Consider the following 15021-nt stretch of genomic DNA (forward strand, 5'->3'; position numbering starts at 1 on the left):
CTACGGGGGCGGGCGCGTCCCCGGCGGGCCCGAGGATGAGGTGCGCGTTCGTGCCGCTCATGCCGAAGGAACTCACCCCGGCGCACCGGCCGCCGTCCGCCGGGCCCCACTGCTGAAGGTCCCGCGGCAGGGTGATGCCGGTGCCGTCCAGATCGATTCTGGGGTTCAGGGTCGTGAAGTGCACCAGTGGCGGAACGGCGCGTCGCTGCAGGCAGAGGATCACCTTGAGCAGCCCGGCGATGCCGGCGGCGGCCTCCAGATGACCGATGTTGGTCTTCACCGAGCCGACCCGCAGCGGAGCACCCCCGTTGCGCCGGCCGAGCACGGTGACGAGCGATTCCATCTCGATCGGGTCACCGAGCGCCGTACCCGTGCCGTGCGCCTCGACCAGACCGATGTCGGTCGGGGTGAGTCCGGCATCGGCGAGCGCGGCTTCGACGAGCCCGACCTGGGCCAGCACGTTCGGGGCGGTGAACCCGGACGAGCGGCCGTCGGAGTTGACCGCCGAGCCGTGGAGCACGGCGTGGATCCGGTCACCGTCCCGTTCGGCGTGGTCGGGGCGCTTGAGCACGACCACGCCACATCCTTCGCCCCGGGTGAAACCGTTGGCCCGGGCATCGAAGGCCTTGCACAACCCGTCGGGGGCGAGCGAGCGGGTCTGGGCGACCAGCCGCGTCGACCGGGGCGAGAGAACGAGGTTGACGCCGCCGACGAGCGCCACGTCGCACTCACCGCGGCGCAGGGCCTGGCTTGCCAGATGCACCGCGACCAGCGACGACGAACACGCGGTGTCCACGGCCAGGGCCGGCCCGGTCAGCCCTATCGTGTAGGCGAGTCGACCGGCGGCGAAGCAGTGGCCGTTGCCGGTCGCCCAGTAGGCGTCCGGTTCACCTGCCTGCCAGTCCCGATAGTCCTGACCTGTGATGCCGACGTAGAGACCAGTGCGGGCGCCGGTCAACCGGTCGGGGGGCAGCGCGGCGTTCTCCATCGCTTCCCAGGCCACCTCGAGCAGCAGGCGGTGCTGTGGGTCGAGCCCTCGTGCCTCCCGCGGGCTGATTCCGAAGAAGTCGGCGTCGAAGTCGAGCACCTCGTCGAGGAAGCCACCCCGTTGCGGCAGGCCCTCCCAGGCGGCGGAGAAGGGCCCCTTGCGTGCCGCCGGCATGGGGCGTACGAGGTCGCCCCCCGCGGCCAGGACGTCCCAGTAGGCGTCCAGGTCGGCGATGCCGCCAGGCAGCCGCAGGCCGACACCGACGACGGCGAGCGGAGCCCGGCCGGTCTGGGCGTCGAGCTGGGCACGGAGGTTTCTGATCGTTTCCAGCGCCCGCGTCAGGGGCGTCGGCGTGGGCGAACTGCCGCCGGAGGGCGTGCGACCGCCCGGTTGTACGTGACTGCCGGATTTCATGAGACCAGTTCCTTCGCGATCGTGCGGTGTTCAGGCGGCGACGGTGGTGAAGATCCGCTCGCACAGCACCCCGGCGAGGGCCCGCGAACTGCCGTAGGTCCACAGCAGCGTCGGCGAGAGGGTGAGGCCGAACGTGGCCTCGAGGCGATTACGCAGCTCCAGGCTCAGCAACGAGTCGAGTCCGAGCGCCTTGAACGGCGTCTGGCTCTCGATCGCCTTCGGGTCCAGCCGCAGCACCCGGCCGGCGAGCTCGCGCACCTTGGCCTCGACCAGGTCGTGACGGGCGTCCGTCGGGCCGTTACGCAGGTGCGTGAGAAAGGCGCCACCGGCCGCGGCGGCCGGTGTACCCGCCGACGCGGCCTGGCGCAGCACCTGCCAGCTCTTCTGGGCAGCGGTGTCGGGGTACGCGTCGAACCACTGCCGCAGGTTCAGCGGCACGTATCCGACGACCTGCTCGTCGCGGCGCAGGAAGCCGGCCAGCGCCGCCCAGGCCTCGTTGGCGGTGAAGCCGCCCATGCCCCGTTCCGCCAGCCGGGCGCCCCGGTTGGCGTCCTGCGCGGCCAGACCGATCTGCGTGAACGGCCCCCACTGCACGGACAGGGCTGGCAGCCCCCGACGCCGGCGGGCCACGGCCAGGGTGTCCATGAAGGCGTTGCCCGCGGCGTAGGCTGCCTGGGCAGCGTTGCCGAACAGGGCCGCTGCCGAGGAGAACATCACGAACAGGTCCAGCGGGTCGGCCGCGGTGGCCGCGTCCAGGTTGCGCGCGCCGTCCACCTTGGGTGCGAGCACCCGTTCGATCTGCTCGGGCCGCAACCGCAGGATGGTGGCGTCGTCGAGCAGGCCGGCGGCGTGCACCACACCGCGCAGTGGCGGCATCTCCCCCCGCAGCCGGGTCAGGGTGGCGTCCAGCGCGGCGGCGTCCGCGACATCGACGGCGAACGTCCGCACCCGCGTTCCGCCCGCGCGGATCGCCTCGATTCTGGCTGCCGCCTCCGCGCTCGGCAAGGACCGTCCCAGCAACGCGACCGCGCCGGCCCCCCGCTCGGCGAAGAACTCTGCGAGCGACAGGCCGAGCGCACCCAGCCCGCCGGTCACCAGGTAGGTGCCGTCCGGTCGAAACCCGCCCGCGGGCATCGGCTCGGGCACGACGGCCCGCACCGACGCCGGGTCGGTGAGCACAAACTTGCCGATGTGGCTGCCGGAGGCCATCGTCCGTAGCGCCTCCGCGACCTCGGCGAAGGGATAGGTGGTGACCGGCAGGGGCGCGAGGTCGCCCGCCACGACCCGGTCCCACAGTTCCGCGAACAGGCGGGCGAAGCGCCGGGGCCGCCTGCTCATCAGCCCGGCCAGGTCTACCGAGGCCAGGCTGATGCTCTTGCGGAAGGCACCCAGGCTGATGGTGCGCTCGCCGTAGATGTCCTTCTTGCCGACCTCGACGAAGCGGCCGTCCTCGGCCAGGACGTCCAGCCCGAGCGGGATCGCTGCCCCGGTCAGCGAGTTGAGCACCACGTCAACGCCCCGCCCGCCGGTGGCCGCGCGCACGCCGTCGGCCCAGGACAGATCGCGGGAGTCGAAGACGTCGGCGATACCCAGCTCACGCAGATACCGGCGTTTGTCCTCACTGCCGGCCGTGGCCAGGACCCGCGCGCCCAGCGTCCGGGCGACCGCGACGGCCGCGAGCCCCAGCCCGCCGGCCGCGGAGTGGATCAGCACGGTCTCGTCCGGGCCGAGCCGGGCCAGGTCGTACAGCCCGTACCAGGCGGTGAGCATCACCAGCGGCAGCCCGGCCGCGTGGACGTCGTCCAAGCCGTCCGGAACCGACCGCGCTGACCCGGCCGGCGCACTCGCCGCCGAGCAGAGCCGCGCCGCCGCTGGGATCGGGGTAGGTGCCCATCGCCTTCATCACGTCGATGAAGTTGAGGGCGGCGGCGGTCACCTCGATCTCGATCTCGCCCGCCGCGGGCGCGCGCCGACGTAGCGGCCGGTGCTCCAGGCCGTCCCAGAAGCCGGGCCGGGCCGGGGTGAGGCGGAAGGGCTGCGGCGGGGTTCGCCACTCAACCGCCGGGGCCTCACCACTATCGGGCCGGGTGCCGTCGGGCTCGCTGTCGTCCGAATCAAGGGCGTCGCCGCGGACGAGCCGGCCCGCCAGGCGGCGCTCGCCACGCAGAACGACCTGGTCCTCGCCGTCGCCGACGACGAGTTCGCCCGCGCACTGCGCCGCCCAGCCGACATCCGCCGGGGCGACGTCGACCACGAGCGGCGCGAGCTCCGGGTGCTCGCGGCGAAGGACGCGGACAAAACCTCAGAACAGCGCCGCGCCCGGGTCCGGCCGGTCGGCGGGCCGCCCAGCCTGCGCGTCGGCGGTGACGACGGCGAGCCGTGGCTGGGTGGGCTGCTCCAGGCAGCCTGCGGCGATCGCGGCGAGGGCGGGCAACGCGCGGCGTTGCGCGTCGACCCCGGCGGTGCCACGGGGCGCGACGAACACGACGCCGGCGAGTTCCCCGACCGCGCGCAGCCGCCCCGTCCACTCCGTCCGCTGTTCGGAGGTCCGCTGTTCGGAGGTCCGCTGCTCGGGGACGGTGTCGGTGGGTGCTGGAAGCCAGGAGACCGCGGCACCGACCTGCGTGAGAGCGTCGACGAGCTCCCGCGCGCCGTCCTCGGGCGCACCACAGACGACCCAGGTCCCCGATCCGGGACCTTCCGGCCCCGGCTGTGGCTCTGCGCCCGGCGCCCCCGCGGCCCGGGCGCGCGGCTCGGCCACGAAACGTAGACGGTGCACCCGCTCGGCATCCGAGCCGGTCGTCTCCGCGCTTCCGAGCGCCTCCAGGGCCAGGCCCCGCATGATCATCAGGGGTCGCCGGTCGGCGTCGAAGAGGTGCAGGTCGATCTGTGTCGGAGTGCGGCGCACGGCGTAGGACCACAGCCGCGTGCAGGGTTCGTCGATGTCCTGCAGGACGACGACCTGGTCGAGGCCGGTCGGCACGACGGTCTCCGTGCCCTCGCACAGCGCCAGTGCGACCTGGAGGGCACCGTCCCACAGCGCGGGGTGCAGCCCGTGCGGGCGGGCCCCAGCGCGGCAACGATCGTCCAGGTACACCTCGGCGAGAGCCGCATCGCTGTCGGCCCAGAGCCGCCGGATGCCTTGGAAGGCCGGCCCGTAGCGCAGCCCACGCGCGGAGCAGGCCTCGTAGAAGGCCCCGGGGGTGGCGGGCTGCAGGTCCAGCAGGTGTTCGGGGAAGGCGACCTCCTCGACGGGTGCCGGGCGCTGGTGGACCCGGGCGACGGCGTGCTCGGTCCAGCCGGACGCGCCCGTGGGCAGCGACAGCAGGGTGAAGGTGCCGCCTTCGGTCACATCGTCCCGCCACAGGGCACTCAGCGTTGTGGGTGATTCTCCGCTCTGGCGCCCGGGGAGGGTGAGGTCGTTGCGGAAGCGCACGGCGGCGAGGGTCCGCGGCCTGGCCCCGTGGCGGGCGCGGGCGGCGTTCAGCGCCATCGCCATCATCGCGACCCCCGGCAGCACGATCGCGTCGTGGACCTGGTGGTCGCGCAGCCAAGGGTGTTCGTCGACGGCCAGTTCCAGCGTCCCCTGCCAGGTGTCGTGCTCATGGACGGCGGGGACGAGGGTGAACTCCAGGCCGCCGTGGGTCGCCGCGCGCCGCCGGCCCGCATCCACCCAGTAGTCGCGACGCCGCCACGGGTACCCGGGCAGATGAGGCACAAAGGTCCCGGTGGGCGACTCGGGCGTGGCCGACCCGCCGGGGGATGACCCGCCGGGGGACGAGGCGAACGGCTCGAGACCGGCGACGTACCCGTGGGCGAAGGCCCGGGCGAGATCGGTCGGCGTGCCGGCGTCCCGCTGCAGCGTGGACAGGGCGCGCGGTGGCTCGGGACGCGACGCCGCCAGCTGTTCCACGGCAGGAGCGAGGATGGGGTGGGGGCTGATCTCGACGACGTGCGTGATCCCCTCGTCGAACAGCACACCCATGGCGTCGGCGAACAGCACCGGCTGACGCAGGTTGTCCACCCAGTACCGGGCGTCCATCTCCGGGCCGCGCAGCCCGGCCACCCGGACCGTGGACATCAGGGGCGTGCCGCCCGCCCGGGGCCGCACCTCGGCGAGGGCGGCGAGCAGATCGTCGGTCAGCTCGTCCATCTGCGGGCTGTGCGAGGCGTAGTCAACGTTCACCAGTCGGCAGAAGGTGCCGTCGGCCTCAAGGAGTTCCTTGAGCGTCAGCACCGCCTCGCCGTCCCCGGACAGCACGCACGAGGTCGGGCCGTTGTTCACCGCGAGCGACACGAACTCCTCGAAACCGGCGAGCGCCGCGCGCACACCGGCCACGTCGAGATCGACCGCGAGCATGCGGCCGTGTCCGGAGGTCCGGCGGGCGATGGCGCTGCGCCGCGCCATTACCAGGGCGGCGTCCTCGTAGGACAGGATGCCGGCGACGGTGGCCGCGGCGACCTCTCCTTGGCTGTGGCCGACCACGACATCCGGCCTCACCCCCGCCTCGGTCCACAGCTGGGCGAGCCCCACGGACATCGCCCACAGCGCGGGCTGCAGCATGTCGATGCGGGACAGCCACTCGTCACCGGCCTCGCCCGACAGGATCGCGACGAGATCCCAGGGGACATGCGGCTCGAGTGCGCGCGCGCAACGGCGGACGACGTCGGCGAAGGCCGGGTTGGCGGCGAGCAGGTCACGGCCCATGCCAGCCCACTGCGACCCCTGGCCGGGGAAGACGAACGCCGTCCGGCCGACCGGAAAGGCCCGGCCGCTGACCACACCCGCGATCTCGGCCTCGGGGTCGTCGGCGAAGCGTGCCAGGTCGGCCCGCAACCCCTCGATGTCTCCGGCGACGAACCCCGCCCGGTTGGCGAAGTGGTCACGCCGCCGCCCGAGCGTCGCGGCGATTCCCGCCAGGCGGCCAGGACCATCCGCGTCGCCCGGATGCCCGGCAAGCGTGTCACGCAGATCAACAATACGCTGACGCAAAGTCATCGAATCGTGCGCGGACAGCGGAACGAACGCGGCCGCGCCCGCCCCGGCGCAGGCGGGCGTCTCGGGTGCGCCGCACAGGATGATGTGGGCGTTCGTCCCTCCCCAGCCGAAGGAGTTGACCCCCACGTAGACCGGGCCCTGCGCGGGCAGGGGCAGCGGCTCGCGCACCACCTGCAGGTTGAGCTCGTCGAACGGGATGTCCGGATTGAGGTCCTCCGCGTGCAGACTCGGCGGGACCACCCGGTGCTCCAACGCCAGCACCGCCTTGACCAGGCCGGCCAGACCAGCCGTCGCTTCGAGATGGCCGATGTTGGTCTTCACCGAACCGATCCCCAGCGGGCCGCGGGCCCGGTCACGCCGCTGGCCGAGGACCCGCCCGATCGCGCCGGCCTCGATCGGGTCGCCACGTAGCGTGCCGGTGCCGTGGGCCTCCACGTAGGCGAGTGCGTCGGGCGGCACGTCGGCGTCGGCGTACGCGCGGCGCAGCAGGTCCTCCTGACCCGCCGGGCTGGGAGTGACGAGGCTTTCACCGCCGCCGTCGTTGTTGACTGCGGTGGCCACAATGACGGCGTGCACCTGGTCACCGTCGGCAAGGGCCCGGGCCAGGGTCTTCAGATAGACCGCCACAACCCCTTCGCCGCGTACGAAACCGTTGGCGGAGGCCGCGAAGGCCTTGCAGCGCCCGTCCGGAGACAGGCCGCCGAAATGGGTGAGGCCGATCGAGACGTCCGGCGCGACGATCAGGTTGACCCCGCCGACCAGGGCGGCGTCGATCTCACCGCCGCGCAGCGCCTGACCGGCCAGGTGCAGCGCGACCAGCGCGGACGAGCATCCCGTCTCCACGGTCAGGCTCGGCCCGGTGAGCTTGAGGAAGTACGACACCCGCGCGGCGATCACGTCCAGCGCGTTACCGACATCGCTGTGCTGGGTGGCGCCGGCATCGCGTTCCTTGCGCAGGATCTCGTAGTCGTGCCAGGACGCACCGACGTAGACGCCCGTGCGGGTACCGCGCAGCCCCTCCGCCGGCTGCCCGGCGTCCTCCAGGGCGCGCCAGGCTGTCTCCAGCATGAGCCGCTGCTGGGGGTCGATGTCGGCGGCCTCCCGGGGGGAGATCCCGAAGAAGGTCGGGTCGAATTCCCCGACCCCGTCGAGGAATCCACCGACCGCCTGCACGGTTTTTTCCGGGTCGAGTTGGGCGGTGGTGTCCCACCGCTGCGGCGGGACGGGACGGATCGCGTCGCCCCGCTCCATCAGGAGCCGCCAGAAACTGTTGACGTCGTCGGCGCCGGGCAGGCGCCCGGCCATTCCGACAATGGCTATGACTTGATCGGGGTCGTGCTGCAGTTCGTCCGCGTACACGGTCGCCTCGCTATGCAATGCCGTCCCATCCGGCGGGGTCCTTCGATGGGTCATCCGGCAGGGGTCATCCGGCAGAAGTCATCGGCCGAGGGTGGGAACGTCCGACGGGGTCGGGGTGTACACGTCGGCCGGGTCCACCAGATGCGGCGCGTTGATGACCTTGTCAAAGACGCGGTATTTGATCGGAAGCCGGTCGAGCAGACGGAACCGGGCCCGCCGCAGCGTGGTGGCGACCGGTGTGTGCGCGGCCAGGGCCTTTTCCTGCATCCGCTGGAAGCGGGTCACCAGGGATTTGTGCGCGCGCCGGCCGGCGACGAAGTCGGCGAAGGCGGCCGCCGGGATCACGTCGTCGGGCGGACCCTGCGCGAGCTGCGCGGCAAGCAGGGGGGCGAGGCAGACGGTGTCCTGGATCGCGAGGTTGACCCCCTGACCCAGGATTGGGGTGGCCGTGTGGGCGGCGTCACCGATGAGCAGGAGGCCGTCGCGGGCCCACTGCCGCATTTCAGCGGTGAATATCTCCAGAAATCCGGCATCGTCCCAGGATTTCAGGTAGGCGTCGACGAGCGGGGCGAGCCGGGCGTCGAGACGGCTGATTCCGGCCTTGAAGGCGTCGAAGCCATCCTTGCGCAGCTGCCCGTAGCCGCCCTTGGGCATGTTGTGGCCGATCCGCAGCCAGTCCGGGAATGTCGGCAGCACCACCAGATGCTTGTCGCGCTGGACGACGAGCTCCGCTCCGTTTCCCCACTCTGGCGGGCGCGGCAGCTTGAACGACAGGAAGTCGCGGGCCATCGGCTGGACGTCGGCCGCAAGGCCGGATTCCTTGCGCACCTTGGAGAAACGCCCGTCCGCGCCGATGACGACGCGCGCACGCACCTCGACGGAACTGCCTTCCTTATGCCGCAGTACCGCGCCGCGCACGGCACCGTCGGACTCCAGCAACCGGCTGAAGGCCGTGCCACCGAGGTAGGTGAAGTTCGGCAGGTCACGAGCGGCGTCGTTGAAGATGCCGATCAGCGCCGGCTGCGGGATGTCGATCGGCAGCGCGCCGATCGGGAACCGGCTGTAGTCGACGTGGAAGACCTCGCGCCCTTCCATCCGCATGGTGACCCCGGACGTCTCCAGGTATCCGTGCGCGCTCAGAGCGGGGCCGAAGCCAAGTGCGCGCAGGGTGACGACGGACGGGGCCGCGAGCGTCTCGCCGCGGAAGTCGCGGTCGAGGCGGGTGTGCTTCTCGACGAGCAGCACCTCGATGCCACGGCGCGCGAGCAGACAGCCCAGCAGCGAGCCGGCGGGCCCGTCACCCACGATGAGCACATCGGTCCTGGCCGGGACGGTCATAGCAGCTCCCATAGCTCAAGGCGTTCGGTGACCCGGGCCAGTACTTCCGAGGCCAGCGCGCCATCCAGCACGCGGTGGTCGAAGGCGAGGGACAGGGTGAACTGGGGGATGATCAGTATCTGGCCGTCGCGGGCCACCGGCACGTCCGTGATGCGGCCCATCCCGAAGCCGAGCGGCCCGCTGATCATCGGATAGATCACCCGGACCGGCTCGTGGCCGACCGAGGTGACCGAGAAGGTCCCCTGCAGGCTCACGCGGCGCGCCGGGTTACGCAGCGCCAGCCGGTAGACAATGCGGGCGACGGGCAGCGGCAGCTGCTGCATCCGCCGTACCCGCTGGAACGGCCCCGTCTCGGCGATCTCGGCATCCTTGTACGTGTCAATGGCGTCCTGGACCTCGAGCACCGACCGCTCGGGCCCGCAGGGGACCGTTCCGGAGACCACGCATCGCTGGCCGTCGACGGTCTTGTCGAAAAGAACCTTGGCGTAGACGCCGTCGACATCGGCGATCCTGGGGCGGGGCCCGGCGCGCAGCACAGCGCGCGCGTCCGGGTATCCGGCCACGACGTCGGCCGCGGCCTTGACGACGAAACTGATGAAACTGACCTTCCCGCTGCTGGCGGTCCGCGCCGCCGTCAACCGGGTGGCGTCCACCTCGGCCGCCAGGTACACGTGGCAGGTCTCGCGGGCGTCCTGCAGGAAGGTGTAGGTCCCCCGGCGCGCTTTCGGGAACGGGCGGACGGTGACCGCGCTCACCGCGTCACGCCCCTTCCGGCGCGACCGTGCCGGCGACGATGGCGGCGAGGTCCCCGAGCGCCTCCGCAGCTGCGAATCGCTCGTAATCGAGGCTGCTGCCGAGCTCACGCTCCAGGTAGACGAGGACCCGGAGCAGGTTGACCGAGTCCCAGCCCTCGATCTCGGCGAGTCGCCGGTCCATCGCGAGCTCCGCCTCGTCGACGTCGAGCAGCTGGGCGACAACCTCCGTGACGATCTTTTCAGAGAGCATCGAAGACCTCTTCGTCGTGGGTGAGACGCACCCAGGTGGGCAGTTCGGGCAGGTCCCGCAGGGAGTGGCGGTACTCGGCGACGCCCGCGCCCTCGGCGGCGCCCGTAGCCCGCAGGGGAAGCGCAACGAACCCGAGGGACGGGTAGAAACCGGCGAACGTACCGTTGCGGTCGGTTTCGACGAACCGTGCGGTGACGGCCGGGGCGCCGTGCCGCCGGGCCCCGCGCAGGATCAGGCCGACGATCGTCTCTTCGATGTTGCGGGAGAAGGCACGGCAGCTCAGAACGAAGTTGTCGATCGCCCAGCCGCCGTCGGGCGCGCGACCGAGCGCCACCGCCGCGATCAGTCCGCTGTCCCCGAACCGGTCGCGGAGCCGGGCGCCGTAGAAGGCGAAGCCCGCACGGCTGCGTCCCGCCTCATCCTGCCCGTAGCGCAGGCCGGTGAGGTTGAACTGGTTGGTCTTCCCGAACAGCTGCGCGATCCGGGCGGTGTTGAGCGGGCCGCGCGGTTCTATCGCCAGGTGCGAATCGAGTTCGACGATGTAGTCCTGCATGCTGACCGCGGAGCGTTCCAGCTCGGCCCGGCGCGCCTGGGCCTGGTACATCTGGGTGCGGGCCCGGTCCTCGCCGGTCAGCGCGAGCCTCACGAAGTCGCCGCGAGCGGCGAGCCGGGCCGCATAGCCGGCGGGCTCGTCCGGCAGGTCCACGGTGGTCACCGTCGGCTGCGCCGCGTGCATCAACCCGCGTTCGGCCGGGTTGTCGTCGACGAACACCATCGCGTCGATCCCGAGGTTGAGCTGCTCGGCCAGCGCGCGCACGTTGTCGGGCTTGGGTTGCCAGTTCGCGTGGACGGCCACGAAGGAGCCGGGGCGCAGCACCATCTCGGGATGGGTCGCGATCGCCTCGCGGGCGACCTCCTCGTCGTTCTTGGAGCAGACCGCGAGCAGTACCCCCTGAGCGGCCAGCTCCCGGGCGAGGACCTGCAGCTCCCGGTAGGCCGAACCGGGGTAGGCACCGCCCAGGCGGAGCGCGGCGACCCCGTCGTCCCCCACGACGCCGCCCCACAATGTGTTGTCCAGGTCGAGAACGAGGCACTTGGCGACTCGTCCGAGATCGGCGCGGGCGACCCGCGACAGCTCCTCGGCATACGCGCGCAGGAAGTCGGGGGCGAAGGCGGCCCCGGCGGCATGCCGCATCCGGTCGGCGGCGAAGACCGCCCCGGCATGCGCGGCGATGCCGGCGGCGCTGAGCACCAGGGTTGCGGGCTGCCCGGACAGGTCTAGAACGGCGGCGTTCATCCGGTCCCAGGCGGCATCCAGCCGGGCGCGGGAGCCGTAGTCGATGAACCGGTCACGCCGCAGCGGGCTCAGCGGGATCGTGCACAGCACCACGAGCCCGCCCACCGCCCGGCGGGCGGCCTGCAGCCACTCGGCAAGCTCCGCGGGAAAGGCGGCGCAGCGCGCCTCCACCGCCGCGATGTCCACGCCGTCGGCGGCACCCTCCAGAACCGCGCTGTCGTCGAGGAGACAGGCGACGATCCGTGGCGCGAGGTCGGCCAGGTGAGGCGCGCCGGCCAGGATCTCGAAGCGCCACTGGTTGAAGCCGGCCATCCGGATCTCGGGCAGCACTCCGTCCCGGACCAGCGCCGCGGTGAGCAGGTGGGGCAGGGCATCCATCGTGGAACTGCCCAGTAGCGCGATCCGCTGGGTGTGCAGGCCCCCGGCGGCCGCGAGCTGCTCGCGCTGGGCCGCGCCCCCGATCAGCATCCCGGCGGCTTCCAGGTCGAGCGGGTCGGACAGGTCACCGAGCAGTGCCCGCACCTGGCCGACCGCCCCGGTGAGCCCGGACCATTTGAATGCACGCAGCCGTGTCAGCGGGGAGGCGGCCCGCACGGCGGCCACCGCGGCGTCATCGACCGACATAATCACCCTCCAGGTCAGACTGGTGCCGCAGAGCCATCCCGGAGACGATCCACTTCGAGGACTCGACCGTCGCGACGAACATCCGCCCGCCGACGCCGACACCCCGCGCGATCCGCCCCCATGCCCGGTGGAGCTGGATGAACGGCAGCGCGTTGCCGTTGTTGCCGGTCTCGGCGACGCACGAGACCGCCTGCTCCGGCCGGACGCCCACGTGCTCGCGGATCTTCTCCGTCATGACGCCGTTGAGCTGGGGTGTGAGCACATGCTCGACCTCTGCGACCGACCAGCCGGTGGCCGCGCTGAGCTCGTCGAGGATCGCCCGGGCCAGGTCGGGAACGTGGCGTTCGATGGCCTTGTAGTCCTCCTCGCCCATGGGCTCGGGGGAACTCGCGCCGTTGCGGCCGACGACCATCGGCGCGCCGTCCGTGCCGTACCACCGCACAACCTGCGCCGGTTTGCGTCCCATCCCGGTGGTCCGCAGAAACAGGTGGTCAACGACCAGGCCGGGGCCCGCGGTGTCGGCGTCCACGACCGCGGCGCCGGCACCATCGCCGAAGAGCGCGAAATTGATCATCTCAGCCGGCTTGACCTGCGTGCTGTCGCGCTTGGACGGCCACAACTTCAGGCAGGTGTCGGCCCCGATGACCAGGCCGCGCCGCGCACCGCCGGCCAGCAGGGCGCGAGCGGCATAGAGACCCTGCAAGGCGCCCGCGCAGCCCGAGGTGAGCTGGAACATGGGCCGGTCGTTGATGCCGAGACGGTCGGCCACCACGTTGACCGTGGCCGGCATCAGCTCGTCGGGTGATGCGGTCGCGAGAATGAGAAAGTCCAGCGTCTCCGGACGGATGTTGGCTGTGTCGAGCGCGCGCACCAGCCGCTGTCGCCAGATCGCCGGTGCTGCGGGGCACGCCGGCCGGGCTGTCGGCGCTGCAGTAGTACCGGCTGCGGTTACCGGTCATCCGGTCGAGCCACTGCTCGTGCAGGCCGAAGCGCTCGGCCATGTCACGGTTGGTGACCGCCATGCCCGGCAGAACTTCACTGAGGCCGCTGAGTCTCACTGGTCGGTTCCTTACGTGGAGGTCCTGGAGGTCCCTGTCATGGACGGCTTGTGGACGGCGTCGACGTGGATACGCGGACATGCGCGGGTGGATACGCACGGTGGTGGATACGCACGTGGGTAGATACGCACGTGGGTGGTGGCGCGCGGGGCGGATGGATGGACGGACGGCCGCAAGCCCGGCTCGGACGGGCGCAGCGGGGCTAACGCGTCGCCAGCCACCACACGCCGGTCGTGGGTGATTGCCAGAAGCACCAGCAACAGGACGGCGACGACCAAGGCGGGACGGCGGGCCCTCGCCATGTACAGAGCGAGGGCCGCCCCACCGAGCACGGTGAGCTCCAGCAGCAGCCGCACCGGCCCGGGCGTCTCCACCACAGTCCGCCCGGAAGCCTGCGCCCCGGCCGTGGCAAAGACGCCCCAGAGCGTGGCGACGGCGACGGGGAGCCCCACCGTCACGGGCACGCGCAACGGCCCACAGGCCGTACGAGATCAGCGCGACGACCTCGAGCAGAAAGGCCAGCGCGGCGCTGTAGGCGGGGAAGGTCAGCTCGTTCTCCACGTTGTCACCACCCTACGGGGACGTAATGAAGTAACAAATACGTGATCGAGAGCATCATCGCAGGTCACAGGCCTGTGGAGGGTTCGAAACGCGCAAGTTATTTCATTTCGACTCCTACACATAGGAGTCGACGCGGCGCGCACGCCCGGGGAGGCCACCCGCCGACGGATACCGCGTATCCACGAGGCAGGATAGGAATAGCGGCTTGTGAAACGCTAAACAAGCGTTCCGCGGTACGTCGGACCGAGTGGTCCGTGGCGGTCATGGTGTGGCCGCACGCAAGGACTTCTTTAGCCCGGATCGCCATCCTGGGAGTTCCTTCATCTGCCAGGTCAGGAGAATATCGTGCGTTGGGAAAACCTGTATGTTGCCGGACTCGGTGCGTACCTGCCGGAGCAGGTGCAGACCGCCGAGGAAGCAGTCGCCGCCGGCATCTACAACGCTGAGGAAAGCATTGCCAACGGTATTCGGGCGGTACGGGTCGCCGGCGAGGGCGAGTCCCCCGCCGAGATGGCCGCCGCGGCGGGCCGGCAGGCGGTGGAGCGGTCCGGGCACGGCCATGAGGACTTCGGCCTGGTGCTGCACGCCTGTGTCGGCCACCAGGGGCAGGAGATGTGGACCCCGGTCAACTACGTGCAGAACGAGACGGTCGGCGGGAGCGGCACGGCGATCGAGATCCGGCAGGGGTCCAACGGGGGTCTGGCCGCACTCGAACTGGCCGCGTCCCACCTGGCGGCCAGGCCGACCCAGACGGCAGCCCTGGTCACCACGGGCGACGTCTTCCAGCTTCCCTACTTCGACCGGTGGGGCAGCGACAGCCAGCAGGTCTACGGTGACGGCGCAGGCGCGCTCGTGCTGTCCTCGCGCGGCGGCTTCGCCCGGCTGTGGTCGACGGCCAGCTACTCGGACTCCAGCCTGGAGCCGATCTACCGCGGGGTGCACGGCTGGACCCCGGCGCCCTTCCACGACCAGCGGCCGGTCGACCTGCGCAGCCGCAAGAGCGACTATCTCCTGCGCAACGAGGACGCCTATGACACGGTGATCCAGCGGATGACCAAGAACGTCGGCATCGTGCTCCAGGAGGCGCTGGACGACGCGGACACCAACCTCGCGGCCACCAGCTTCTTCGTCCACGCCAACATCGCCGAGACGATCGCCCAGTTCTCCTTCTACATGTTGCTCGGCGTGGATCGCTCGACCACGACCTACGACTGGGGCCAGGACTTCGGCCACATGGGCGCGGGTGACCAGCTCATCGGCCTCAACCACCTGGTGGAAAGCGGACGCCCCAAGCCCGGCGACCTGGTCGTCACCCTCGGCGTGGGAACCGGATTCATGTGGACGGTCACGGTGCTGGAGTTCCTCGACATCCCGGCTC

At 71.3% G+C, this 15021-nt stretch carries 11 protein-coding genes; 1 reads left to right on the forward strand and 10 read right to left on the reverse strand.

What is annotated here, in order from left to right; all coding sequences use genetic code 11:
- The 10 genes from ACY5KJ_RS09120 to ACY5KJ_RS09165 form a co-directional block, all read right to left on the reverse strand.
- Positions 1 to 1402, reverse strand: a 1402-nt coding sequence (locus ACY5KJ_RS09120; protein WP_462203176.1) for a beta-ketoacyl [acyl carrier protein] synthase domain-containing protein, incomplete at its 3' end; no start/stop codon positions are given.
- Between the two features lie 30 nt (positions 1403 to 1432).
- Positions 1433 to 3115 (reverse strand): SDR family NAD(P)-dependent oxidoreductase, encoded by a 1683-nt coding sequence (locus ACY5KJ_RS09125; RefSeq protein ID WP_462203180.1) that lies wholly within the window; start codon positions 3113 to 3115, stop codon positions 1433 to 1435.
- The gene (locus ACY5KJ_RS09130) at positions 3021 to 3656 is read right to left on the reverse strand and encodes an alcohol dehydrogenase catalytic domain-containing protein (protein ID WP_462203177.1); all 636 of its coding nucleotides are present in this window, start codon (positions 3654 to 3656) and stop codon (positions 3021 to 3023) included. The genes ACY5KJ_RS09125 and ACY5KJ_RS09130 overlap by 95 nt, the downstream gene beginning before the upstream one ends.
- 48 nt (positions 3657 to 3704) lie before the next feature.
- Entirely contained in the window at positions 3705 to 7760 is a 4056-nt protein-coding gene (locus ACY5KJ_RS09135; RefSeq protein ID WP_462203178.1) for a type I polyketide synthase, read from the reverse strand.
- 78 nt (positions 7761 to 7838) lie between these two features.
- Entirely contained in the window at positions 7839 to 9098 is a 1260-nt protein-coding gene (locus ACY5KJ_RS09140) for an FAD-dependent monooxygenase (protein ID WP_462203179.1), read from the reverse strand.
- Positions 9095 to 9853 (reverse strand): 2-oxo acid dehydrogenase subunit E2, encoded by a 759-nt coding sequence (locus ACY5KJ_RS09145; RefSeq protein ID WP_462186520.1) that lies wholly within the window; start codon positions 9851 to 9853, stop codon positions 9095 to 9097. The genes ACY5KJ_RS09140 and ACY5KJ_RS09145 overlap by 4 nt, the downstream gene beginning before the upstream one ends.
- A 4-nt stretch (positions 9854 to 9857) precedes the next feature.
- Positions 9858 to 10103 (reverse strand): acyl carrier protein, encoded by a 246-nt coding sequence (locus ACY5KJ_RS09150; protein ID WP_462186521.1) that lies wholly within the window; start codon positions 10101 to 10103, stop codon positions 9858 to 9860.
- Entirely contained in the window at positions 10093 to 12024 is a 1932-nt protein-coding gene (locus ACY5KJ_RS09155; RefSeq protein WP_462186522.1) for an HAD-IIIC family phosphatase, read from the reverse strand. The genes ACY5KJ_RS09150 and ACY5KJ_RS09155 overlap by 11 nt, the downstream gene beginning before the upstream one ends.
- Positions 12011 to 12895 (reverse strand): 3-oxoacyl-ACP synthase III family protein, encoded by an 885-nt coding sequence (locus ACY5KJ_RS09160; protein WP_462186523.1) that lies wholly within the window; start codon positions 12893 to 12895, stop codon positions 12011 to 12013. The genes ACY5KJ_RS09155 and ACY5KJ_RS09160 overlap by 14 nt, the downstream gene beginning before the upstream one ends.
- A gap of 198 nt (positions 12896 to 13093) precedes the next feature.
- Positions 13094 to 13546, reverse strand: a complete 453-nt coding sequence (locus tag ACY5KJ_RS09165; RefSeq protein WP_462186524.1) for a YrdB family protein — start codon at positions 13544 to 13546, stop codon at positions 13094 to 13096.
- A gap of 442 nt (positions 13547 to 13988) precedes the next feature.
- Between ACY5KJ_RS09165 and ACY5KJ_RS09170 the strand changes: the two genes are divergently transcribed.
- Positions 13989 to 15021 (forward strand): ketoacyl-ACP synthase III family protein (locus ACY5KJ_RS09170; protein WP_462186525.1); only part of this gene is annotated, 1033 nt, incomplete at its 3' end.

Source organism: Frankia sp. CcWB3 (assembly GCF_977927595.1).